The following is a 22,376-nucleotide window of genomic DNA, read 5'->3' on the forward strand; positions in this document are numbered from 1 at the left end:
TGGACGGCGAGCGGGACCATCTCTGGGTCGCCCGCCAGGGCGGTGACATCGTTAATGATTTCGGCGCCGGCGGCCAGGGCTTCGCGGGCGACGAGCGCCTTGGAGGTGTCGACGGAGACCGGCGTTTTCGTCTGCCGGCAAACCGCTTCGATCACTGGAATGACGCGCCGCCGCTCTTCTTCGCCGCTGACGGGATCGCTGTAAGGACGGGTGCTCTCGCCGCCAATATCGAGCACCGCGGCCCCTTCCGCAGCGAGCCGCAGCGCTTGATCGATCGCGCGCGCGGGATCGAAATACTTGCCGCCATCAGAAAAGCTGTCGGGCGTGACATTGACGATGCCCATCAGCACCGGCAGCGTGCCGAAGTGGAGCGACTGCGTCTTGAGCCGCCAACAGCCCGCGCGGCGCGGCCAGTGTTGGGCGGTAGGGCAATCTGACGATGACGCGCTCGACGAAGGAGACATGTCTGTCGAGCTTACCACGGAGCTTCCATCATCGAAACGATTTGCTGGGCCAACCGATCGATGACTTCTTGCTGGCCCACGGCGACCGAGCCGCCAATTTCGGAGCGGGTATAGGAGGATTGCATGATCTCGACCGCCGACCCGGGAATCGGCACGTTGCCTTGCTGCAAGGTGGCGTTGTTGCGGTCGACCCAGCTCACACGAACGACGAAGTTGGTTTCGAATTCGCGCGGTTCGTCGGTGGGAGATTCAATCGTGATGCGTTTGGTGTCGCGCAGGATTTGCCCCGCCAACACGCTGTCGGCCTCTGGTCGGCCAACGACCTTGTAGGGAGTGCGTTTTTCGATTTCCTTGCAGACCGCCTCGGTGAGTCGCTCGCCCAGGTCAGGTCGAAAGCTGTTGGAACTGAACATCGGCACGTACACCGTGCTGATGTCGGGCGCATAGAGCGACCGCGTCCCAAACCGGTATGGCGCGCAGCCGGCGACGATGAGCAGCAAGGCCAGCGTCAGTCGCAGGTGGCGAATCACTCTTCCTCCCCGTCCCAGTCCCAGCGGAAGAGGTTGACAATCCATTGAAATCGCTGCGGCGGGTTGTCTGGGCGATCCGCGATTTGAGCCAGCTTTTCCTTGGCTTGTGGTCCAAAGGGAGTATCGGAATACTCCTTGACGATCTGCTGATAGTAGAACCGTGCGCCGCCGAAGTGCTTGGTGCGGGCGTAGTATTGGGCGGTTTCCCAATCGCGCTGCGCTTTTTGCAGTCGCAATGCGCGCTCGGCGTTGCGCAGGCGTTCGCGCTCGTCGGGGGGCAGATCGTGAAACACCGCGTTGATCTGCTGGACCAACTCGGCCGAATCCTCGACGGGCGTGCCCTCGTAGTGTGGCCCCTGGTACTTGCGCATTTTGGCGCGCAGTCCGAGCAGGTGAGCCAGCTTTTGGTGCTCGCTTTGCGGATACTGGGTGCGCAAGAGGTTGTAGTAGTAATCGGCGTCGTCATGGCGATCTTCGAGAAAGTGAATATTGGCGATCGCCATCACCGCGTCATCGGCCAGCGGGCCGGTGGGATCGTTCAGATGCACGCTCTCATAGGCGTGAATCGCGTTGCCTTGGGTGTCGAAAATGGGCTGCGTCTTGTCAGTGACGTTGGGCGTCAAAATGAAGCTATTCTGCTTGCGATCGAGTTCTTCCCAGTAACGAGCGATGACAAACTGTCGCGCGACGGCTCGCTCTAAGTAGCGGGAATTTTGAAACTTCTTGAGCAGGCGGCCGTAAGTGTCGGAAGCCGCGGAATAGTTGTCGGAGAAGAATTGCGATTCGGCCTTCATGAAGAGAGAGTCTTCTTCCAGTGGCGAATCTGGCCAGCGATCGGCGGCGTCGTCAAACTCTTTGGCGGCTTCTTTGTACTTCTTTTCGCGAAAATGCTGCTCCCCGTTGGCAAACCGCTCCCGCGATGCGGTTTCGTTGGGCTCCATGCCCATCATTTTTTGCGTGTTGTAATTAAACTTTCGCCACTCCCGCTTCCACGACGAGATTTGTTCGGGGTCTTCGCCCGGCTTGACAATCACATGATTGGGGACGCCACCGCTGAGTGAGTCGGCCTGCGCGGGGGGCTCCGCGGCCTCGACGCCGCCGGCCGCGGCGAGCGCTATCTGCGCGCAGGCCAGCGCCAATAATCTCCAAATCGCGCGATGGTGGGACGTCCTTGTCCGGTTCACGATGATGGGGCTACCAGGTGACTGGTCCGGCCAGATATTGCGGCATTTTCAGTTCATGTCCAAGCACATGGGCCAGATAGTGGTTGAGCAGCGCGCGCAGCTCTCCATAGGAGCCGCGATCGACCTCCAGGCGTCGCCAAGCGTCGCCGGAGCGATCGGCAAAGCGACTCAGTGTGCGAACGACGCCCGCGCTGACCGACACGACCTGTTTGCGTCCGGGTCGGCATTGAGGGCAAATCACTCCGCCTGCCTGATGGCTGAAATGCACGCGGCCTTCGAGTTCGACCGTGCGGCCGCACTCGGCGCAGAGATCCAATGTTGGCTGGTGGCCTAGCATGACAAGTGATTGCAGCTCAAACCGCAGAACGAGCGAAGTGGTGTTGGCGGCAGTTCCCAAGGCGATGAGCGTTTGGTTGGCCAGCTCGAACAAATTGGGGTGCGGGTCATAGTCGTCGGTCAGCTTGGTGAGCAGTTCGGCGACGTAATAACCCGCGTAAATGCTGGCCAGGTCACGACCTCTGCCTCGGAACCTGCGTTCGAGTTTGGCCTCGGTGAGCAGGTCGAGAGCGCCTGAGGATTTGCGGAGGAACACTATGCGAACGAGCGAGAGCAGGTCAAGTGCAGACTCGAACGGCCCCTTGAGCCGCCGCCCCCCTTTGGCCAGTCCGTGTATCTTGCCGAACTCCCGAGTATACAGCATGACGACGCAGCTTGACTCGCTGAAGTCAACTACCCGGAGCACCAGCGCGGCGGCCTTCTCGCTTGCCATCCTGAATTGCCTCGATGCTCCGTGGGCGGCTCCGCGCGACTGCGAGGCGCGCGATCAGATCGATTCGCTGGGCGCCTCGTCGAGCACTTCGATGCGGATGCGCTCCACGCGGCGATGCTTGACTTCGAGCACCGTGAGCCGCACGTTCTTATAGACCACCTGCTCGCCGGGCCGGGGAACACGGCCCAACTCGCTGAAGACGAATCCGCCGACAGTGTCGACGCCGTTCTCTTCGAGCGCGATGCCAAGCTGCTCGTTGATCTCCTCCAGATGGGTGCGGGCGGAGACTTCGCAGGTGCGGTCGTCGATGCGGCGAATTGCCTCCGCCTCTTCATCGTCGTGCTCGTCGACAATTTCGCCCACGATTTCTTCGAGAATGTCTTCGATAGTGACCAAGCCCGCCACGCCGCCAAACTCGTTGAGGACAATGGCGATGTGGTTGCGATGTCGCTGAAATTCTTCGAGCAGGTCGTCGATGGGCTTGGTTTCTGGCACGAAGACGGGCGGCCGCAAGATTCCGGCAATGGTCGTGGCCTGGCTGTCGGCGGGCTTGATCATCTCGGCGAGCAAGTCCTTGATGTAGAGCACGCCGGCCACGTCGTCTCGATTTTTGTCGTAGACCGGGATGCGGGAATGACCGGCGTCGACAAAGAGCGCGGCGGCCGTCTCCAGGGTGGCGTTTGCCGTGAGGGTGAGCATGTCGGGCCGCGGAGTCATCACCTCGGCGACGAGCGCGTCGCCCAGCTCCATGACGCTTTCGATCATTTCGCGGGCGTCTTCTTCCAAGAGCCCCTCGCGCTGGCCTTCGGTGACGATGGTGCGGATTTCATCTTCCAGGGTTTCTTCGGTAGGTGGCTGTGGCTCGCGACCGGCCAGGCGAAAGACCACCTGCTCGATGGCGCGGCCAATCAGGCTGGCCGGCAAGAAGAGCATGGTTGCGCCGTACCAGGCTGGCCAGCCGTAAAAGACGATCTTGGTCGCGCTAAGCCGCGCGATGGGGGCCGCAATCCAGATGATGGCCAACCACGCCGCCAATACCAGGACCATCGCGACGGGCGCCAGCATCAGCGGGCGAGCGTCGGGACGGAGCAACATAGACGCCGCGGCGGCGATGGCGGCGATCACGACGGAGGCCAAGCAGACCAGTTCGGTGACCAATTCGACACGCTCCTGCCGGCGCATCACCGCTCCCAGGAGATTGGGCCGGATATGATGCTCGCAGAGTTGCTCCAGCTCGCGCATGGAGAAATCGCGGAGCGCGCGATTCATCAGCGCCGCTACGCCGGCCAGCAAGAGCATGGCTACCGTCAACAGGATCAATAAGAGACTCATCGGGCCGCCTCCCGCTGGCCGCGCCGGCGAGAACGAGAGGCCGTGGATTGGTGGACCTTTTCGTTGTCGCAAACTGCCGGCAATGACACTCGCATACGGCTGAGAAAACGCCGCTCCGCGTCGCGCATCGCCGCCGCCGACTGAGCGTCTCGGTCATCGTGGCCCACCAGATGCAGTGCGCCATGAATAACATAGAGCAACAGTTCGTCGGCAGCCGGCCAGCCGATCGAGGGCGCCATGCGGCAGGCGGTGTCGGCGCTGGCGATGATTTCGCCTTCTAGCGAAGCGCCTTCATCGGAAAGGAGAAAACTGAGCACATCGGTGGGATAGTCGTGCCGCAAATGCCGGCGGTTAAGCTGGTGGATGGTGGGATCGTCGACCAAGGCAATACTGATCTCAGCGTCGGCGAGTCCGGCGTCGCGCACAATTGCCCGCACCGCGCGGCGCAGTCGGTTGGCATCGACATCCAGGCGGTCTTGTTCGTCCGCCACGGCGATCGTGATCACAGTGCTAGCCTCACGCCGTGCGTTGATTGGGATACTTGACGCGACCGTGATAGACCGCGGTGAGCGTCTTGACGAGGCTGTCTTCGATGGTGCGCAACTCGCGGAGGTTCAGGCCGCATTCGTCGAATTGGCCATCATGCAGCTTCTTGAGCACAATTTCGTGGACCAGATCGCGAATGCGCGCGGGAGTTGGCTCGACCAGCACGCGGCAGGCGCCCTCGGAGGCATCGGCCAGCATTAACACGCCAGCCTCCTTGGTTTGCGGCTTGGGGCCGGGATAGCGGTAGGAGCTTTCGGCGACTTCCTCGCCGTTGGCCTCGGAGCGCTGGCTGGCGCGTTGGTAGAAGTACTCGACGAGGGTGGTGCCGTGATGCTGTTCGATGAAATCGATGATTGGCTCTGGCAAATGGTGCTGACGGGCCAGATCGGCGCCGTCTTTGACATGCGCGATGATGATGAGCGTGCTCATCGCGGGGACGAGATTATCGTGGCGATTCTCCTGGTCTTGCTGATTTTCGACGAAGTAGCCGGGCTTGAACATCTTGCCGATGTCGTGAAAGTAGGCGCCGACTCGCACCAGCAATCCATTAGCGCCAATGGCCTCGGCGGCGTGTTCGGCCAGCGAGGCCACGTTGATGGAGTGGTTGTAGGTGCCTGGAGCGCGGCGGACGAGTTCTTGCAAGAGGGGATGGCTGACGTCGCCAATCTCTAGCAGACTGATGTCGGTGAGCACTCCAAAGCGTTTTTCGACGAACGGCAACAGGCCGGTAATGAGAAAGCCGGTGGCGATGGCCCAGACGCCATTTCGCGCCGCGACGGTAAACAGCGGCGTGGCCAGTGGTTGGTCGTTGAGGGCGCCAACGCCAAGCGTCAACAGCGCCGCGGCGCCGCCGGCCAGCACGCCGATCTTGATCAACTTGCTACGGCTGCGAATGCGGCCGTGAAACAACAGACCGGTAGAGATCGTGCCCATGAGTACGATCAGGTCGTCGAGTTCGTGGCCGCCGCCCAACACGGTGATGATGCAGATGCCGGCGGTGAGCAAGAGCGCCAGCTCGTTGGAATAGGCGATGCCGACAGTGAGGGCAAAAAGCAAAGGCGGAATCACCTCGGCCTGCCATGGATCTTGCGAGAGCCAGCGCGTAAGGCCGACCGTGGCCACCACCATCAGCAGGATGGCGGCAAAGCGGTTGCGGCTACGCAGCATCTTGGGATGGCGGTAGACAATGTAGAAACCGATCAGCGCGAAGATCGCCAGCGTCAAAAAGAGTGCCGCCAGCGCGCGGGTGACTTGCTGAGTGGCGGAAAGAGTGGCAATGCGGGCGTCGTATTCCAACCGCAAGATGCGCACGTCGTCGAGCGATAGCGGCACGCCGGCCTTCGCCAGCAACTGGCCTTCGCGAAAGTTGGTGGGGGCGGCAGCCTCGTGGACGCCCGGATCTTGAAACGCGACGCGCGACAGGATGTCGTAGGGAGGGGTGTAGTTTACGCGATGCCAAAAAGGAGGCGCCCAGCCTTGGATCAGCCCCACAATGGCAATTGCCGCGATCAGGCACAGCCCCATGCGCATGAGCGAAGAGGGCTGGCTTAATTGGCTGGCCAGTCGTTCCATGCGTGTTGGCGGGAGCTCGAGGCTTGCGACTCGCTCCTGCCGGCTTCGTTTTTGTCCGCCAATCGACATGTCGGCTTTAGCGCGGCTTGTGCGGCTCTTCTTCGTACGCCTTGAGGATCTGTTGCACCAACCGGTGCCGCACAATGTCGGCCCCGGTCATTCGCACCTCGGCGATGCCTTCGATGCCTTCCAACCGGCGCAGGGCATCGATCAAGCCGCTGGAGGTATGCGTCGGCAGGTCGATCTGCGTGGTGTCGCCCGAGACAACGATCTTGGAGCCACGGCCCATGCGGGTGAGGAACATTTTCATTTGCGGAATCGTGGTGTTTTGAGCCTCGTCGAGGATGATGAAGGCCTCGTTGAGGGTGCGGCCACGCATGTAGGCCAGCGGAATCACCTCGATCACATCCGATTCCATGTAGCTTTTCAGTTGGTCGTAATCGACCATCTCGGCCAACGCGTCTAACAGGGGCCGCAGATAGGGATTTATCTTGGCATGTAGATCGCCGGGCAGAAAGCCCAGGCTCTCGCCCGCTTCGACGGCAGGCCGGACCAGGACAATCTTGCGGATTGACTCTTGCTTGAGGGCGGCGATGGCCATGGCCACCGCGAGGTAGGTTTTGCCTGTGCCGGCCGGTCCGACGCCGAGCGTCAATTCGTGATCTCGAATGGCCTGCACATAGCGGGTTTGCCCTGGCGTGCGTGGCCGAACTGCCCGCCCGGGGCTGAAAACGTCGATCAGCGGGGCCTCGGCGGGAGCCGCTCCGTGCCGAACGGTCGCCAAGGCACGGGCGACGTCTTCGCCCGAGGGGGCGCCAAAGCGCTCGACGAACGCTTTGAGCTGTTCAATCACTTCCGCCGCTTGAGCGACCGCCTCTTTTTCGCCCGCGATGTGAATCTGGTGATCGCGGGCAGAGATGTTGACGGCCAACGTCTCGCGGATTTTTCGCAGGTGTTGGTCGCGCGTCCCGAACAGCGAGAGCAGGCTACGGGGGTCGGTGACCGCAATGGTCTGTTCGATCATCAAATGTCGAGTACCGCAATCGACTCGCGGGACCGTAAAGCAAGCATCTTATCGGCGGCACAGTATGCCGCAAGCAATACGGCTCGCGGGGAGCGGCGTTAACTCTCCTATCGTAGGGACTTGCGCCAATTGCCGGCCGCAATTTCGGCTGGCGGTCGAGGCGCGACACGCAATTATACCCCGTGGGTGGCGGTGGCGAATGGCGAGTTTGAGGGTCGAAAATCCAAACTGAGATTTAGCTGCCCGCATTATCTGGCACTTTGACGACCCAAACGACGTGAAATCTGCTTTCCGAAGTCGATTTTGAGCCCTGTGAGCGTGGAGAGGCATCTGATCGCCGAGACGGCCACGTCAGGGCCCCACCAGATGGAAAATCCAGCACAAATAGGCCACCGGCGCGGCGATGAGGATGGAGTCGATCACATCGAGCACGCCGCCAAATCCGGGCATCCAGGAACTGGAATCCTTGCGGCCCACATCGCGCTTAATGAGCGACTCGGCCAGATCGCCAAGCATGCCGGCCAAGCCGACCAACAGGCCAAAGGCAATCCAACCCCAGGTGGGTGGCGAGGAAGTAGTTTCCGGAGTAGCAGTCACCAGCGCGGGAAGCAGCATCGACTGCCATACCCAGGCGCCGAACAGTGCAAAGGCAATGCCGCCGGCGCAGCCCTCGATGGTTTTGCCCGGGCTGAGCGTGGGCGCGAGTTTGGTGCGGCCCACAAGTCGGCCCACGGTGTAGGCGCCGATGTCGCACATTTTGACCACGATGACCAGCGAGGCGAGCGCCGCAATGCCGTAGGCGCCATTGGGACCAAGTAAGCGCATCTGCACGACGAAACTGAGCAACACGCCGACATAGCCGAGCGTGAGCACCGCGGCGCCCAACCTTTCCATCGTTTGGCCGGGGCGCTCATAGCGGCGCATTTCGGCAAAGAAGGAGGCCAGGAGCGAAAGGGCGAACGCCGTAAGTGTCCATTCCAGGCGGGTCAACGGGCCGGTAGCCCAGATGCTGGCGTAATTGCTGGCCACGATCGACAAGCAGCCGAGATAGCAAACCCATGGGGCGGGACGCAAATCGCGCGCGGCCAATAGTTGGAGCATTTCCTCACAGGCGAGCACCGAAACCGCCAGCGCGAGCGGCATGAGCCAACTGCCAGGGGTGGCTGCCTGGGCATCGAGCCAGATCAGGCCGACCAGCCCGGCGATGAACACCACGCTCATCAGCAATCGCCAGCGAAGCATGACTTACGCGGCTCCGTAATGGAGCAAGCGGAGGCTGCGGCTCATTCGTTGAGCCCTCCAAAGCGGCGGTCGCGGTCGGCAAAATCGCGAATCGCCTGATGCAGCGCCCGTTCGTCGAACTCTGGCCAGAATTTGGACGTGACCCAAATCTCGGCGTAGCTGATCTGCCATAGCAAGTAGTTGCTGATTCGCATTTCGCCGGCGGTACGGACGAGCAGATCGGGGTCGGGCATGCCGGCCGTGTAGAGATGATCGGCGATTGTCGTTTCGTCGATGGCGGACGGCGACAGTTGACCAGACTGCACCTGGCTGGCGATTTGGCGAACCGCATCGACAATTTCGCCGCGCGCGCCGTAGTTGATGGCCAGGCACAGCCGCAGGCCGCTGTTAGCGGCGGTCATTTCGATGGTCTTGTCGATTTCGGCAAGGACTTCGGCGGGGATGCCTTCGCGGCGGCCAATCACCGCGAGGCGAATGTTCTCGTCGAGCAGCACGGATCGTTCTTCGATCATGTACTGTTCGAGCAGGTGCATGAGGAAGTCGAGTTCTGGCTGCGGCCGCTTCCAGTTTTCGCTCGACAGGCAATACAAGGTGAGTTGCTCGATCCCGAGTCGAGCGCATTCTTCGGTCGTGCGGCGCACGCTGGCCACGCCGCGGCGGTGCCCTTCGATGCGGGGCAACCCTTGCGCTTGCGCCCAGCGCCCGTTGCCGTCCATGATGATGGCCACGTGCCGCGGCATTTTTTCGCGCGGAACGGGAAGCTCGGTCTGGGGCTGCGTTGATTGAGCCACGCGAAACTCACAAAAAGGCGGTCGCCGGCGACCGAGTGCCGGAAGCTCACTTCTCCAAGTTCACTTCACCAGGATGGTTTGTTCGCGATCGGGACCGACCGAGGCGATCTCAATGGGACGCCCGACCACCTCGCTGATCCGCTTCAAATAGCGACGGGCATTTTCCGGCAAATCGGAATATTTGCGAACGTCGGTGATCTCTTGCTGCCAGCCGGGCAACGTTTCGTACACGGGCTGGGCGCGACGCAAGTCGTCGACATGGCTAGGAAAGTTGGTGATCCGCCGCCCGTCGAGTTCGTAGGCGACGCAGACTTGAATTTGGGGGAGCATGCTCAGCACATCGAGCAGCATGACGCAGATGGTGTCGACGCCCGAGAGTCGAGCCGAATAGCGCGTGGCGACGGCGTCGAACCAACCGCAGCGCCGCGGCCGGCGGGTGACAGTGCCATATTCGTTGCCGCGATCGCGAATGTGCTGGCCGATGTCGTTGTCTTGCTCGGTGGGAAACGGTCCGCCGCCCACGCGGGTGGTGTAGGCCTTGACGATGCCGATGGTTTTTTCGAGATACCGACTGGGGACGCCGGAACCTCCGGTGATGCCGACGCCAGAGCTATTGCTGCTGGTGACGTAGGGATACGTGCCGTGATCGACATCGAGCATGGTGCCTTGAGCGCCTTCGAAGAGGACGCGCTTGCCAGCTTCCACGGCATCGAGCAAATAGCTGGTAGTGTCGGTGACGAACGGCTGGAGTCGTTCGGCGAAGGCAGCGTAGTCGCGGTGGATTTTCTCGGCGCTGAGCGGCTTGGGTTCAACGCCGGGCTGTAGCGCGGCCAGCATCCGCTGCTTGTCGGCGGCGATTCTAGTCAGTCGCTCCGGGAAACTGGCGTGGTACAGATCGCCCAGGCGGATCGCGTGCGAGCGGCCGACCTTGTCGCGATAACAGGGGCCGATGCCGCGCAGCGTGGTGCCGATCGCCTCGCCCGTGCTTTGCGCCTCGGTGAGCCGGTCTTCCTCGGCGTGCCAGGGGAAGATGACATGAGCGCGATCGCTGATGAGCAAACTCTTGTGGACCGGGACGCCACGGCTGGCCAAGCCGTCGATTTCTTCAAGTAAGGTCTGCGGATTGATGACAACGCCGCTGGCGATGACGCAGGCGACGCTTGGCCGGAGTATGCCGCTGGGAATCAGCGAGAGTTTGTAGGTTTGGCCGCCGGTGACGACGGTATGCCCGGCGTTGGCGCCCCCCTGGTAGCGCACCACAAGGTCGTGGTGCTCGGTCAAGAGGTCGACGATTTTGCCCTTGGCCTCGTCGCCCCATTGCAGGCCAATTACGCACGTGCCGGGCACGATGGAGTTTCCTTGCGGCTGTCGACCGGCGAGCGGAAGGCCCCCCGGCGAGCGAGACTGAGTTGAAACCAAACGAATCAGTCTAAAACTCGGCCGCGACTAGGGCAAGGCGTTGAAATGGGGAATCAATGGCGGATGCGGACGCCCGATTCATCAACTATCCACAGTTCGCAACCCAGGTTTTGAGTGCGAAACATTGGAATGACACGATTGAGGAGCGACACGACGCTGCGCGTGTCCTGTTGCCGCGATTTGAGTATGAGTATCCCGGGGGACTGGCCTGGGGGATAATGGCGCACGTCCCCAAAACCTCGATCCATTGTGACCAACACTCGCTGTTCCGATCGGCAAACCGTGGCGATTTCATGATCGGCGCGGCCGCCAAGCGATTGATCAGCCACAGTGCATGCGTCGTAGCCGGCCTGATTGAGCAATGTCGCCGCTTCACGTGGAAGGTTCTCATCGACTTTGAATTTCACAAGACACCAGACGGCAACGCCACCACTTGATCGCGGGCCAAGTCGGCGCCGTAGGCAATTGCCGCGCGAATGTCAGGGTCGGTCAACGGAGGGTAGCTGGTAATAATCTCCGGGATCTCCACTCCGGCCGCGAGATTATCCAATACGACAGAAACCATGATCCGTGTGCCCCGAATGCACGCCTGTCCGTGACAGACTTGTGGGTCCACTGCGATTCGATCACGCCACTGCATAGCACCGAGTCCTCAAGAACTGACCGTTTGAATTATACTAGAACCGCATACCGCAATCGCAGCGACGCATGATTGGGCGGGGTTATTGTCCACCGGCGGCGCTGGGCGTGGGGCTTAGTTGGCCGTCGATAATCGCGTCGAGCAGTTCGGTGAGGTTGTCGAGGGCGTCGCCTGACCAGCCTTTGCCGGAGGCCCATTTATCGAGGTCTGCAACAGGAAACATCGCGCGGTCGCGAATCTTGGCGTGGCGAATCGCCTTGGCCGAGGGAGACTGCTTGGCGACGCTGTAATCGGTGAACAACAGCACGCTTTGCACGTCGCAATCGGTGAAGGCGGGTGGCGGTTCATACGGTTGCAGATAGTGCAGGCGGGTGCGATGCCCGTCGGTGACGAAGGTGTGCAATGCGACATGGTCGCCAGCGACCCGCGCGCGGACGAAGGTGAATTCGAAGTTCTTCACCAGCTTGGGCTGGGGCGCGTCGGAATTGGCCTCGTCGGTAATCATGGTCTTGTTGACGCCGACGAAGGTGCGCAGCGCCTCGGCCGTGATGGGCGTGCCGCGCTTGACGAACAGGCCCACGCCACGGAAGTCGGCGACCGAGTCCTCCATGAGGGGCGAGAACTCTTGCGCCCCCGGTAGGCCGTAGGCGCCAATTGCGGCAAAGGGTTTGTAGTACAGGTAGATGGCGCCCGTTTGTTGATCGCGATGAGGGCGGATCTGAATGGAAATGTAGTTGCCGTCGACCCGCTCCATAATCTTGCCCTTGCTGACGGCGGGCAGATGGGCCTGATCGGCCTCGCTAACCGCTAGACCGAAATTGAGCGCGCCGATGCGAGCAAAGTCGAACTTGAGTTGTTGTTTTTTGCCGGCAACCGTCACGTCGTAGTCGGTCTGCTGCGAGAAGTCTGGCGCCTGGAGCGGTTCGCCCACCGTGACTTGGATCGACGCGTTTCTGCTTTTTTCCCAGATTGCTTCGACCTCCGCTTCGGAATCGGGAAGTTTGCGGATGAGTTGAGCGATCCATTTGGGGGCGTCGGTGGCCTCGGTGGGGCGCGCGGCAAACGTGAGCGTTCCGCACAGAATGACGGCAAAGCCGAGCAAGTGATTTCGATAAGTCATGTTCAACGCCTGAAATGAAGGTCTGAACGTCGCGTCCCTGTCGGCCGGCCATTGGGCTTGGTGCGCTGTAGAAGGGACAGCATAACCGCCCAGTCAGGGGGCCGCACCCTGGTTGGGCGGCTTGCCTCTGTCGGCGGAGCGTGCGAATCTGGCTGTCGGTGGCCCAACGTTTCCGAGCCGAGCGGATCAGACACATGCCGACAAAACGCTGGATGACACCCCTCCTCTTGTCGCTGTTTTTGAGCCCGGTTTTCGTTTGGTCCCAAGAATCAGCGGACGCAGAGGTCGAGGAGGCCGAGGTGGTCACCGCCGACAGTGGCGACGTGGCGACCGTCGAGGAGGAAGCAAGCCACCAGTTCCGCGCGCTGGCGATCGAACCGCGCGAAGCGGACGGCCAATCGTATTTCATCCGGCAATCGAGCGATGCCTTTGTCGACCCCGATCAGCGGCAGTCGCTGGAAGCGAAGTATTACTTTGTGCTGGGCACGCCACCGCCGAACAGCACAAAGCAGGAGGAAGTGGCGTTCTACTTTGAAACGCCCGCGTCGGTGGAGATTGTTCGATCGTTTGGAGAACTGCCCAGCGCGGCAACCAAGCAGCAGCCAGCGAAGGCAATGGGGGGCTGGCTGGACGCCAACGCCAAGCCACAACCAAGCCGCCTGGCGATCTACCTTGCCGGAGCGATCCAGAGAGACGGCAAAGCAAGCAGCGGCGGCAAATTGCTGGTTTGCCGCGCGGCGCCAGGAGAAGTGGAGGTCGCAACGATCGAATCAGTCCTTGCGCATCGTGAATTACCAGCTGATGAGCAAGTGATCGACGTTGCGATGTGGGAGATACCCGAGGCTTGGAAAAGCAAGGCGACTTTGCTCAGCCGGCTTGTCGCGCTGCTCAAGCGGGTCGACGGACGCTACTGCGTGGACTTTTACAGCCAGTCGTTGAACGCCGAGGCCGACTGTCGCTTGTGGCTCACGACGGAGGATCATCCGCTGGGTCGACCGATTTCGTTGGCGTTCGGGCCGCTGGCGATTCGCAAGGAGTCGCAGCAAATCGTGGAGACCGACATTGCGGAATTGACGTACTTCGGCGCTGAGGGTCAGCGGACCCGCATCGGAGTGGATTTTCCGATGTGCCGCCCGGCGCTAATGGAGCAAATGCAACGGCTGACGGCGGCGCGTCGGCCGCAGGCGAACCGCGCCGCCAAGGGCCCCGATCTGAGCAAACTGCTCGGCGCCGATCTTCTGGAAGAATTCTCGCGGCGAATCGTCAACGGAACCTACAAATAGCGCGATCTCACGCCGGTCGCTAGGCCTCGGCGGTCAGTTGGCTCAGCACGTAGTCGTGAAAACGAATCTGGCGTTCGGCGGGGGGAGTATTTTCGAAGATCAAATCGAGCAATCGTTGAAATCGCTCCGGCAGCACCCGATAAAAATTGTGTTTGCCGGCACGGCGGCAATCGACCAATCCCGCCATGCGCATCAGGGCCAGGTGATGGCTCACCGCCGGCTGGCTTTGCGCCAACCGCTCGCATAAGTCGCGCACGTTGAGTTCGCCGCGCTGGATGAGATAGAGCAGGATCCGCAGGCGAGTGCCGTCGGAAAGCAGCTTGAAGACCCGCACCAGGTCTTTGACGCCGCGGGGGGAGATTTCGGCGTCGAGCATACGACTCGCAGTCTGCTGAGCCGGCAGGAGCGCTTCGACAGGTGGCATCAAGCGGCTTTCGAGCGATTCAACAACATGTGCATCGGAAGTAATGGCGCTGGCACGATGGCGGATCATGATTTCTGCCTAGGTGAGAAGATTGGTTGTTGAATTGTCGACTTCCAAGAGAACGCCAGAGCTGGCCGGCATGCGTTACTCGCGGCCTCGATGCCAAGACTCAACTCGCGCAGCGAGAATCCGCATACAGCGACCAGACACTGAATTGGATGAACGAAGCGGCGCATCCGCACGCCACATGCCCGAGGAACCCACGAAAAGACAAGAAGAGATGAGCGAAGCTGTGGACTGGCGCGAGCCGTGCGGAATAGATGAGATTGGGCGGCCCGCGTTTTATCCGCCTGCGCATTCTAGCGATTGTCGCATGGCGGATGCAAATAAAAGTCTCGTGAATTTTGCGGTCGCATGCTAGCAACTAGCTAATCGATCGGCCTTGAAGGAGGCGCTGATCGAATCGCGCCGCGGGCGACTATGACCAGAAAGAGATAGAGACAACTGGCGATGGCGAGCGCGCTGCCGAGCGCGGCCACAAAATGATCGCGCATCATCACTAGGGCCGGCGGTTCGTCGCCTTTGGGTGGGCGGCGGCGCACCGGCCCGGCGCCTTGCGACTGGCGTTGCGCTTCCTTTCGCCAAGCCTGCCACTGGGCGCGAGCCTGCGGGTTGTCGAGCGCCGCGATGGTCCTGCGCCGAGCTTCGACGAACACGACGACAAGCAGCGCCATCAACACCAGATACCCGAACAGCCAAACCAGATTCCGCATCGCGACCGACGCCAGGGCCTACTTTGACGGTTGAAGCAGATCGAGCGCGGCGGCGGTCATGGCCGTCACGCCGGTTTGCAACGTTTCCACCGGATCGGGGTAAAAGAGGGCGGAGTGCAATGACGGCGGATCGACCCCCAATTGCTTGTAGCGGGCAAGTCGCTCGGGATCGACGGCGCCCAACCGGAACATGAAGATTGGGATGCCTGCCCGGCCAAACTCGCTGAAATCCTCGCCCCCCATCGACGGCTCGGAGGGAACGACGTTTTCGGGTCCGAGGACGTGCCGAAACACCGGAGTGACCCGTTCAACCAGTTGAACGTCGTTTTCGAGCGCCGGGGTGCCCTCCGAGACTTGTATGACGGGCGCCGGCGCTCGGCAGCTTTGCGCTACCGCGTTCGCCTTGCGGCGAATCGCTTCGAGCAGATGCTTACGCACCTCGTCGGAATAGCTGCGAACGGTGATCTGCAGGTGGCACTCGTCGCCAATGACGTTGTGCTTGGATCCACCATGAATTGAGCCCACCGTGATAACTGCGGGGTTTGTGGGGCGTATTTCGCGGCTGACAATCGATTGCAAATCGACAATCAGGTATGCCGCCTGCACGATAGGATCAACCGTCATGTGTGGATAGGCGCCGTGCCCACCGCGTCCCTTCAGCGTGACATCGACGCTATCGACGTTGGCCAAGGTGAAACCGGCGCGAAAGCCCACCTTGCCGGTGGCCAATGACGAATCGACATGCAGGGCCAGTGCGTAATCTGGAGTCCCGAGTCGTGCGAACCAGGGATCGGTGAGCATGGCTCGCGCGCCGGCGCCCCGTTCTTCGGCGGGCTGAAAAACGAAAATCGCGGTCCCTGACCACTGGTCTTTATGCGTCGCCAAGTAGCGAGCTACACCAACCAGGCTGGTCATATGGATGTCATGCCCGCAGGCGTGCATCACCCCCACTTCGGCGCCTTGCTCATCCTGGACTTTGACCTGGGAAGCATAGGGCAACTGCGTTTGTTCGCTCACGGGGAGCGCGTCCATGTCGGCGCGCATCAGCAACGAAACGCCGGGGCCGTTTTTCAAAACGCCGACCACGCCATGTCCGCCGACATCAGTGGTCACGATGGCCCCAATGGCGCGGAGTTCGGCGGCCATCTTTTCGGCCGTCCGCTTTTCTTGAAACGACAACTCGGGGGCGCGATGCAGCCCTTGATAGAACTGCACCAACTCTTGGATGTGAGACTTGGCCCATTCGGCGGGGGTATCGGTGGCCATTGCGCGGGACGGCGAAACCACGCAATAAATTAGTCCGAAAATGACTAGGATGCATCGGGCGGAGAAGGATTGATATTTGCGGGCAGTGGTCGCTATCATGTGCCACATCATTCTGACTCTCTCTCATTTGGGCGAGTACGGCACTTCATCTGGCCGGCTCGCCCATTTTTTGTGCGCGCAGCGCTGCGACGCGTTCTGACTCATAGGCTCGGTGCATCGTAGAACGATGCTGAGACTACGTCCACTCGCCCGCTGCGACGAGTTGCCGGAGACGGGGGATCAACTGGCCGATGGCCCGCGCGCGATGACTCAGGCAGGCTTTGGCGGTGGAGCCTAGTTCGCCGAATGTGCGGTGATACTCGCGAATTTCGAACAGCGGGTCGTAGCCAAAACCGCCCGCGCCGGCCGGCGTGGCGAGCATGACGCCGTGGCAATAGCCGACCGCTTCGGCCATGATTTCGCCAACAGGGCTAGCAATGACCGCATGACACACATAGTGCGCCGCGCGTTTTGACGGTGGCGCCTCGGCCAATTCCAACAACAGCTTTTGATTATTGGAGTCGTCGGTGGCGCCGGCGCCGGAGTAGCGCGCCGAGTAGACGCCTGGGAGTCCACCGAGGGCATCAACCGCCAATCCGCTATCTTCGCCGAGCACCCATTTTTTCAGATGAATCGCCTGTTCGATCGCCTTTTTGCGAGCGTTGGCCTGAAAGGTATCGCCGTCTTCCACCACTTCGATGGCGTCTGGCAGATCGGCCAATGTGCGCAGCTCCAAACCGACTGGCGCGAGCAGATCCACCAGCTCGATGCCTTTTTTGCGGTTGTGGGTGCCGAGAATCAGCAGCGGTCGCGCCATGTTTGCCGTGAGGTTGGCTCAGTAGGTCTGGACTGGCCTAGATTCTCTCGACGGCGCAACGCTTGGCAAGCGTCGGCCACTAGGGCGTGCCCGCACGGCGTGGCAAATTGACTCGGGTAGGAATCTTGCTGGCGGCAGGCGCCGCGGCAGCGGCTGGCGGCATTGTCGCCGCGGCTGGCCGGACACCAGAGGCCGGCGGCCGCTGATCCAGCACCGAACCGGCCCGCGGACCTTGCGGCTGGGCCTTCAGTTCCGGAACGCCACGGGTGGTGACGCTATCGAGCGAGTCGGTCTGACGGACCTTTTGGGTATTGGGTGTTTGCGTTGTGCCCGCCAGGTAATTGTCGATGAGCGAGGCATCTTTGATCAGGTCGAATTCGCGGGTCATCGCGAGTCGAAGCTTCTTCTCGTGGATGTCTGCGCGGATATCGGCTTGCACTTCGTCCATAGTGACTTTGGTCGGCTCGGTGAGTCCTTCGCAAAACAGGATGACGTAGTTCTCGCCGACCTGAATGACGCCGGAGATTTCGCCCGGTTTGAGCGCAAAGGCTTCGGCTTCGAGCGTGGGTTGACCGCCCCATTTTTGAATGGGAGGAATCTCGCCGCGCAGCGATCGCGTGCTAGCCTCGATGGAGTATTGCCCAGCCAGTTCAGAGAAATGCTCGATGGTGGGATTCTTGCACGCCATCTCCCACACTTCCTGCGCGCGGCGCATGTTGTTCGACACGATGGCGCGGCAGCGAACGCGTGGCCCAAAATTCGCCTCGAAGCCGTGCTGCATATCGATGTCGGTGACTTCCACCTTGGCGCCCGCGAGCTTCTTGAGCGCGGCGTTGGGCCAGGCGGTGTCGTGGACGTACATTTCCTTGGTGACGCCTTGCTTGGCGACTTCGGCCATCCAGGCCTCGACGTCGGCTTTGCCATCGGCGCCAATCTTGCCCATCGTGAACGCGGTGAGCGCGATTTCGGCCTCGATTTCCTGCGGGCTGACCTGAATGTTCTTCTTCTTGCAGGTTTGTTCGAGGAGCTTGCGGTTAATCATGCCCGACAGTAGTTCCTCGCCGTGCCGGTTGACGCATTCTTCGGCGAGTTCGACGAGGGAGATCACGTCGCCATCGACGCGAGCGGCGACCGCAGGCTCGGCGGCGCGGCGCTGGGGATCGTTATAAACCACATCGACGACGCACTTGCTCTGCAGATCCTTGAGGATATCTTCGCCCGCCAAACGGAGCTTTTTGTCGCGAATCGACTCGGTGAGTTGAGGGCGCACGAGGTCCATAGGGACGGGTCGAGCTTCGTTGCGCTTTTCGCACATGAGCACGATGAACTGGTTGCCGACCGGGACAATGTCGGAAATTTCGCCCGGCTTGAGAGCAAAGGCGACGCGCTCGATGTCTTTGTTGCCGAGATGCTTGCGAATCGGTTGAATCAACCCTTTAATGCTCGCGCTCGACGAGTCTTTGGAGAATTGCTTGGCGAGATTGCCGAAATCCGAAGGATTCATGAACGCCAGTGAGCGAACTTTTTGGGCATCGAGATGGCTATCACAGGCGATCAGACGGCATTGAACCGATTCGCCATAGAGCGTTTCCCAGGCCTCGTGCAAGTCTTGTTCGGAGACCACCAGTCGGGCGGCGGCGAGGCGCTGCAGCGCCAACGTGGGCCAAACGATGTCTTTGGCATACTGCGCCGGCTTTATGTTGCGTTCGCTCTCCAGCATCTTGAGCCACTGCGCTTTGGGCAGGCCGAAGCGCTGGGCCATGCGATCGATCTCAGCGTCGACCTCAGAAACCGAGATCGTGATTTGCTGCGCTTTGCATTGATGCTCGATGATGCGGCGATTCACCATGGCTTCGAGCACTTCGCGGCCGTAGTGCCAGAGGCATTGTTGGCCAAGTTGCTCGCGAGTGATTTCCTCGGTATTGACGATGGCGACGATCTGCGGCTTTTCAGCGGCCTGCCGGCCGTCCTTGGTTGGAGCCGCGGATTTCTGGGGTTCACCCTTGGCTGGAGTTTGCGCGGTCGCGGCCGGCGGCTGCCACAACCACCGTACGACAAGCGCCGCCGAGAACAGCAAGAGCGTGCCGACGCCAAGCCGCAGCCAGCGCTTGATCCAAGAAGATGAAGCGAATTTGGCAGTCGAATCCGTGACCGTCATGGCGGTTTCTCCATAAACCGTCGTGAGGAGTTGTCGCCGCGCAAGCGGGATTACGCGGCCCAACCATTGATAGCCCGGCGAGCACTTCGCCCGGCTGTTGGGGCGGCGAAGTATAGGAGGATTGAAAGAAATGGGTCAAGAGCGTTTGCCAGCGGCGCCGCTCGCGGGCCTACTGAGCGTTGGCGACCGGGGCGAATTGGCGCATTTTGGCGGGATCGTTGGTGATGATGCCGTCGAGGCCGGCATCAACTAGGCGTTGCGCGTCGGCCGGATTGTCGATCGTCCAGCCCCAGGCCTTGTAGCCCGCATCGTGGATGGCGTCAATCTTCTGGGCATCCAAATCCTTGTAGTCCCAGCCGATGGCCGATGCGCCGGTGCGTTTGATGGCGGCAAACTGTTTGGCCTCCAGTTCGCCATTGCCGAGGGCTCCGAGTTGTAGTTCCGGCGCCAGGCGGTGGCAGTCTTCCAGGTAGTGCCAATCGAATGCTTGCACCACCACCTTGTCGATTAGCCCCTTCTTGCGCAATAGTTCGATACAGGCCTCGGCATCTCCCCCTTTACGTTCGATCAGCGTGACCGAGCCTTTTTGGATTTCGTCGAGCGATTGTTCGAGGGTGGGGAGCGGAGTTCCCTTGAATTTCGGACTGAACCACGAACCGGCGTCGAGCTTTAGCAGGTCGGCAAGCGACTTGGAGCTGGCCTTGATTTTGGTTCCGCCGAACAGTTCAACGGCATTGGTGGTGCGGTCGAGCGTGTAGTCGTGGATGACGAAGGGAACACCGTCGGACGAATGGAGATAGTCGAGTTCGACCATGTCGGCGCCTGCCCGCACCGCCGATTCGAAGGCGGGCAGCGTGTTCTCGGGCGCGATGAGGCTGTCGCCGCGATGCGCAATGACGAGCACTCGCGGCTCGGCGACCAACTGGGCGGCAGGCGAAGAAGGACGTTCGGCGGCATGGCCGACCAAGTGACCGCAGAGCACGAGTCCGGCGATCACAACGCTAAATAATCTCGGCATGTTCAACTCCCGACGGATTTGGCTTGCACGGTGCGAGTATAGCCGCAACAAACAGTCGACGCATGCTGCTCGCAGGCGGCGGCGGCAAAATCTGGCGACGTACTATTGAAGGCGCCTCAGGAAGGCTCACAATAACGGCTAAGGAACGATTTTTCGCTCGAACGCGCGGAGGTGCAGCATGACTGTCGATTTACGCGAGGAAGCTGGCGGCAAGAATCTCAACATTCGGCTCAGCGGCACGCTTCATAAGAGCGATTACGAAGCCTTTGTGCCCGAGATCGAAAGATTGATTCGCCAGCACGGCAAGCTGCGGCTACTGGTGGAGTTGGACGATTTTCACGGCTGGGACGCTGGCGCCTTGTGGCAGGACATCAAGTTTGATGTGAAGCACTTTGGCGACATCGAGCGTCTTGCGCTGGTGGGGCACAGCAAGTGGGAGCAGGGGATGGCGACATTCTGCAAACCATTCACCAGCGCCGCGATTCGCTACTTTGATGTCGCCAAGCGCGCCGAAGCGGAGACATGGCTTGCCAGCGGCGCTTAGGCCGGGGCGCGATTAACGAGGGCCGATGCGGTCGCGTCCGACGTAAGGTCGAAGCGCGGTCGGCACTGTAACGCTGCCGTCGGCCTGCTGGTAGTTTTCCAGGATCGCCAGGATGGCTCGGCTGCAAGCGACCGCAGTGCCGTTGAGCGTGTGGGCGAAGTGCGTTCCTTTTTCGCCTTTGTTCTTGTAGCGGATGCCGAGCCGCCGGGCTTGGTAGTCGGTGCAGTTGGAGGTGCTGGTCACTTCGCCATATTCGCCCGCCTCGCCACGACCGGGCATCCAGGCTTCGAGATCGTATTTGCGATAGGCGGGCCCCCCCAGGTCGCCCGATGCGGTGTCGATCACTCGGTAGGCCAGGCCAAGCTCGTCGAAGATGCGACACTCCAGACCGCGAAGGTACTCGAGCATGGCGTCGCTCGCTTCGGGGAGCGTGAAGGCGAACATCTCGATCTTGGTGAATTGATGCACTCGGTAAAGGCCGCGCGTAGCGCGACCGTGCGCTCCCGCCTCGGTGCGATAGCAATGGCTTATGCCGCATAGCTTGAGCGGGAGTTGCTCGGCTTCCAGCACGTCGTTGGAGAAGAGACCGCCAAGCGTGATCTCGGCGGTGGCAACCAAGCTCAGGTCGCTGCCGTCGATGTTGTAGATCTGTGTTTCTTGTCCACGCGGAATGAAGCCAATGCCCTCCAATATCTCGTTGCGGGCAAGATCGGGGGTGATGGTGGGCGTGAAGCCCTCGCCGATCAGCAAATTGATGGCGAACTGCTGGAGGGCAAGTTCGAGCAACACGGCCTCGTTCTTGAGGAAGTAAAAGCCGTGCCCGGCGACTTTGGCGCCCCCCTCGAAGTCGATCAGATCGAGCAGTTCGCCGATTTCGACATGATCGCGTGGTTTGAAGTCGAACTTGGGAATGGGCGTTTTGCCAAGCGCCACTTCGCGGCTGGCTTCCTCGCCCCCCACCGGGGCATCTGGGTGGGTGAGATTGGGAATGTGCTTGATCAACTCATCGGCCTCGACGGCGATGGCGTCGACCTCGGTTTGCGCGGTGGCGACGGCGTCGCGCAGTCGGCGCCCCTCGACCTTGCGGGTCTCGCGTTCGGCGTCGTCCTTGGCCTTGCCGATCGACTTGGATACCTCGTTGGCTTCGCGATTGAGTTGCTCGACCTCCGTCTGTTTGGCTCGCCGCCGCTGTTCGAGTTCAACAAATTGCGCGACGTCGACTTGGACGCCACGGCGGCAACAGTTTTCGGCAACGAGATCGAGGTTTTCGAGAACAAACTTGCGATCGAGCATGGAACCGCAGTGGTGCTAAGCTTGTGAGCGACACAAGGTCGCGATATTGAAATGACGTCCGGCAAATCGCCAAGGCCTGGCGAATGACTCTTCAGGCTGGCAGGCCACACGTTTTACCACAAACGCCG

Annotated in this window: 23 protein-coding genes; 2 read left to right on the plus strand and 21 right to left on the minus strand. The window is 61.0% G+C overall.

Features of this window, described 5'->3' with window-relative positions; translation table 11 throughout:
• The 14 genes from K1X71_17870 to K1X71_17935 all read right to left on the minus strand — a co-directional run.
• A partial coding sequence (locus K1X71_17870) for a dihydropteroate synthase (GenBank protein MBX7075014.1) occupies positions 1 to 344 on the minus strand: 344 nt, incomplete at its 3' end.
• A gap of 131 nt (positions 345 to 475) precedes the next feature.
• The gene (locus K1X71_17875; GenBank protein MBX7075015.1) at positions 476 to 994 is read right to left on the minus strand and encodes a hypothetical protein; all 519 of its coding nucleotides are present in this window, start codon (positions 992 to 994) and stop codon (positions 476 to 478) included.
• The gene (bamD, locus tag K1X71_17880; protein ID MBX7075016.1) at positions 991 to 2,178 is read right to left on the minus strand and encodes an outer membrane protein assembly factor BamD; all 1,188 of its coding nucleotides are present in this window, start codon (positions 2,176 to 2,178) and stop codon (positions 991 to 993) included. The genes K1X71_17875 and bamD overlap by 4 nt, the downstream gene beginning before the upstream one ends.
• A gap of 10 nt (positions 2,179 to 2,188) precedes the next feature.
• Positions 2,189 to 2,947, minus strand: coding sequence for a DNA repair protein RecO (recO, locus tag K1X71_17885; GenBank protein MBX7075017.1), 759 nt, complete (start codon positions 2,945 to 2,947; stop codon positions 2,189 to 2,191).
• Between the two features lie 54 nt (positions 2,948 to 3,001).
• A complete protein-coding gene (locus K1X71_17890; protein MBX7075018.1) occupies positions 3,002 to 4,279 on the minus strand; it encodes a hemolysin family protein in 1,278 nt (425 codons plus the stop codon).
• A complete protein-coding gene (gene ybeY, locus K1X71_17895; protein MBX7075019.1) occupies positions 4,276 to 4,785 on the minus strand; it encodes an rRNA maturation RNase YbeY in 510 nt (169 codons plus the stop codon). Before ybeY ends, K1X71_17890 begins: the two co-directional genes overlap by 4 nt.
• Positions 4,786 to 4,795: 10 nt before the next feature.
• Positions 4,796 to 6,397 (minus strand): HDIG domain-containing protein, encoded by a 1,602-nt coding sequence (locus K1X71_17900; GenBank protein MBX7075020.1) that lies wholly within the window; start codon positions 6,395 to 6,397, stop codon positions 4,796 to 4,798.
• 76 nt (positions 6,398 to 6,473) lie between these two features.
• Positions 6,474 to 7,421: a PhoH family protein gene (locus tag K1X71_17905; protein ID MBX7075021.1), complete on the minus strand. Its 948-nt coding sequence runs from the start codon at positions 7,419 to 7,421 to the stop codon at positions 6,474 to 6,476.
• 351 nt (positions 7,422 to 7,772) lie between these two features.
• Complete coding sequence (locus K1X71_17910; protein ID MBX7075022.1) at positions 7,773 to 8,663, minus strand: phosphatidate cytidylyltransferase; 891 nt, start codon at positions 8,661 to 8,663, stop codon at positions 7,773 to 7,775.
• 41 nt (positions 8,664 to 8,704) lie between these two features.
• Complete coding sequence (locus K1X71_17915) at positions 8,705 to 9,403, minus strand: isoprenyl transferase (GenBank protein MBX7075023.1); 699 nt, start codon at positions 9,401 to 9,403, stop codon at positions 8,705 to 8,707.
• Between the two features lie 111 nt (positions 9,404 to 9,514).
• Positions 9,515 to 10,801 (minus strand): adenylosuccinate synthase, encoded by a 1,287-nt coding sequence (locus K1X71_17920; GenBank protein ID MBX7075024.1) that lies wholly within the window; start codon positions 10,799 to 10,801, stop codon positions 9,515 to 9,517.
• A 125-nt stretch (positions 10,802 to 10,926) separates the two neighbouring features.
• On the minus strand, positions 10,927 to 11,280 hold the full coding sequence (locus K1X71_17925; protein ID MBX7075025.1) for a DUF5615 family PIN-like protein: 354 nt from the start codon (positions 11,278 to 11,280) through the stop codon (positions 10,927 to 10,929).
• Complete coding sequence (locus K1X71_17930; protein MBX7075026.1) at positions 11,277 to 11,489, minus strand: DUF433 domain-containing protein; 213 nt, start codon at positions 11,487 to 11,489, stop codon at positions 11,277 to 11,279. The genes K1X71_17925 and K1X71_17930 overlap by 4 nt, the downstream gene beginning before the upstream one ends.
• Before the next feature lie 106 nt (positions 11,490 to 11,595).
• Positions 11,596 to 12,633 (minus strand): hypothetical protein, encoded by a 1,038-nt coding sequence (locus K1X71_17935; protein ID MBX7075027.1) that lies wholly within the window; start codon positions 12,631 to 12,633, stop codon positions 11,596 to 11,598.
• A gap of 194 nt (positions 12,634 to 12,827) precedes the next feature.
• Between K1X71_17935 and K1X71_17940 the strand changes: the two genes are divergently transcribed.
• Entirely contained in the window at positions 12,828 to 13,916 is a 1,089-nt protein-coding gene (locus K1X71_17940; protein MBX7075028.1) for a hypothetical protein, read from the plus strand.
• Between the two features lie 19 nt (positions 13,917 to 13,935).
• Here the strand turns inward: K1X71_17940 and K1X71_17945 are convergent, their stop codons facing one another.
• The 6 genes from K1X71_17945 to K1X71_17970 form a co-directional block, all read right to left on the minus strand.
• Positions 13,936 to 14,292, minus strand: a complete 357-nt coding sequence (locus K1X71_17945) for a metalloregulator ArsR/SmtB family transcription factor (protein ID MBX7075029.1) — start codon at positions 14,290 to 14,292, stop codon at positions 13,936 to 13,938.
• A 476-nt stretch (positions 14,293 to 14,768) separates the two neighbouring features.
• A complete protein-coding gene (locus tag K1X71_17950) occupies positions 14,769 to 15,113 on the minus strand; it encodes a hypothetical protein (protein MBX7075030.1) in 345 nt (114 codons plus the stop codon).
• An 18-nt stretch (positions 15,114 to 15,131) separates the two neighbouring features.
• Positions 15,132 to 16,478 carry an amidohydrolase gene (locus tag K1X71_17955; protein ID MBX7075031.1) on the minus strand — a complete coding sequence of 449 codons (1,347 nt, stop codon included), beginning with the start codon at positions 16,476 to 16,478 and terminating at the stop codon, positions 15,132 to 15,134.
• 136 nt (positions 16,479 to 16,614) lie between these two features.
• A complete protein-coding gene (locus K1X71_17960; GenBank protein ID MBX7075032.1) occupies positions 16,615 to 17,235 on the minus strand; it encodes a non-canonical purine NTP pyrophosphatase in 621 nt (206 codons plus the stop codon).
• Positions 17,236 to 17,314: 79 nt separating this feature from the next.
• A complete protein-coding gene (locus K1X71_17965; protein MBX7075033.1) occupies positions 17,315 to 19,393 on the minus strand; it encodes a peptidylprolyl isomerase in 2,079 nt (692 codons plus the stop codon).
• 169 nt (positions 19,394 to 19,562) lie between these two features.
• Entirely contained in the window at positions 19,563 to 20,411 is an 849-nt protein-coding gene (locus tag K1X71_17970; protein MBX7075034.1) for a hypothetical protein, read from the minus strand.
• Between the two features lie 178 nt (positions 20,412 to 20,589).
• Here K1X71_17970 and K1X71_17975 point away from each other — a divergent pair, with 178 nt between their 5' ends.
• The gene (locus K1X71_17975) at positions 20,590 to 20,955 is read left to right on the plus strand and encodes an STAS/SEC14 domain-containing protein (GenBank protein MBX7075035.1); all 366 of its coding nucleotides are present in this window, start codon (positions 20,590 to 20,592) and stop codon (positions 20,953 to 20,955) included.
• Between the two features lie 12 nt (positions 20,956 to 20,967).
• On the opposite strand, the gene serS is transcribed toward K1X71_17975, so the two are convergent.
• Positions 20,968 to 22,248, minus strand: a complete 1,281-nt coding sequence (serS, locus tag K1X71_17980) for a serine--tRNA ligase (GenBank protein MBX7075036.1) — start codon at positions 22,246 to 22,248, stop codon at positions 20,968 to 20,970.
• Positions 22,249 to 22,376 lie beyond the last annotated feature (128 nt).

The organism is Pirellulales bacterium, assembly GCA_019694455.1.
Taxonomy (GTDB): domain Bacteria; phylum Planctomycetota; class Planctomycetia; order Pirellulales; family JAEUIK01; genus JAIBBY01.

What these genes read in the sequence shown, in the direction of transcription:
- recO (MBX7075017.1), bottom strand. Translation starts at nt 2,947, where the DNA reads ATGGCAAGCGAGAAGGCCGCCGCGCTGGTGCTCCGGGTAGTTGACTTC.
- K1X71_17890 (MBX7075018.1), bottom strand. Translation starts at nt 4,279, where the DNA reads ATGAGTCTCTTATTGATCCTGTTGACGGTAGCCATGCTCTTGCTGGCC.
- K1X71_17900 (MBX7075020.1), bottom strand. Translation starts at nt 6,397, where the DNA reads ATGGAACGACTGGCCAGCCAATTAAGCCAGCCCTCTTCGCTCATGCGC.
- K1X71_17905 (MBX7075021.1), bottom strand. Translation starts at nt 7,421, where the DNA reads ATGATCGAACAGACCATTGCGGTCACCGACCCCCGTAGCCTGCTCTCG.
- K1X71_17910 (MBX7075022.1), bottom strand. Translation starts at nt 8,663, where the DNA reads ATGCTTCGCTGGCGATTGCTGATGAGCGTGGTGTTCATCGCCGGGCTG.
- K1X71_17915 (MBX7075023.1), bottom strand. Translation starts at nt 9,403, where the DNA reads ATGCCGCGGCACGTGGCCATCATCATGGACGGCAACGGGCGCTGGGCG.
- K1X71_17935 (MBX7075027.1), bottom strand. Translation starts at nt 12,633, where the DNA reads ATGACTTATCGAAATCACTTGCTCGGCTTTGCCGTCATTCTGTGCGGA.
- K1X71_17940 (MBX7075028.1), top strand. Translation starts at nt 12,828, where the DNA reads ATGCCGACAAAACGCTGGATGACACCCCTCCTCTTGTCGCTGTTTTTG.
- K1X71_17945 (MBX7075029.1), bottom strand. Translation starts at nt 14,292, where the DNA reads ATGCTCGACGCCGAAATCTCCCCCCGCGGCGTCAAAGACCTGGTGCGG.
- K1X71_17950 (MBX7075030.1), bottom strand. Translation starts at nt 15,113, where the DNA reads ATGCGGAATCTGGTTTGGCTGTTCGGGTATCTGGTGTTGATGGCGCTG.
- K1X71_17955 (MBX7075031.1), bottom strand. Translation starts at nt 16,478, where the DNA reads ATGATAGCGACCACTGCCCGCAAATATCAATCCTTCTCCGCCCGATGC.
- K1X71_17960 (MBX7075032.1), bottom strand. Translation starts at nt 17,235, where the DNA reads ATGGCGCGACCGCTGCTGATTCTCGGCACCCACAACCGCAAAAAAGGC.
- K1X71_17965 (MBX7075033.1), bottom strand. Translation starts at nt 19,393, where the DNA reads ATGACGGTCACGGATTCGACTGCCAAATTCGCTTCATCTTCTTGGATC.
- K1X71_17970 (MBX7075034.1), bottom strand. Translation starts at nt 20,411, where the DNA reads ATGCCGAGATTATTTAGCGTTGTGATCGCCGGACTCGTGCTCTGCGGT.
- K1X71_17975 (MBX7075035.1), top strand. Translation starts at nt 20,590, where the DNA reads ATGACTGTCGATTTACGCGAGGAAGCTGGCGGCAAGAATCTCAACATT.
- serS (MBX7075036.1), bottom strand. Translation starts at nt 22,248, where the DNA reads ATGCTCGATCGCAAGTTTGTTCTCGAAAACCTCGATCTCGTTGCCGAA.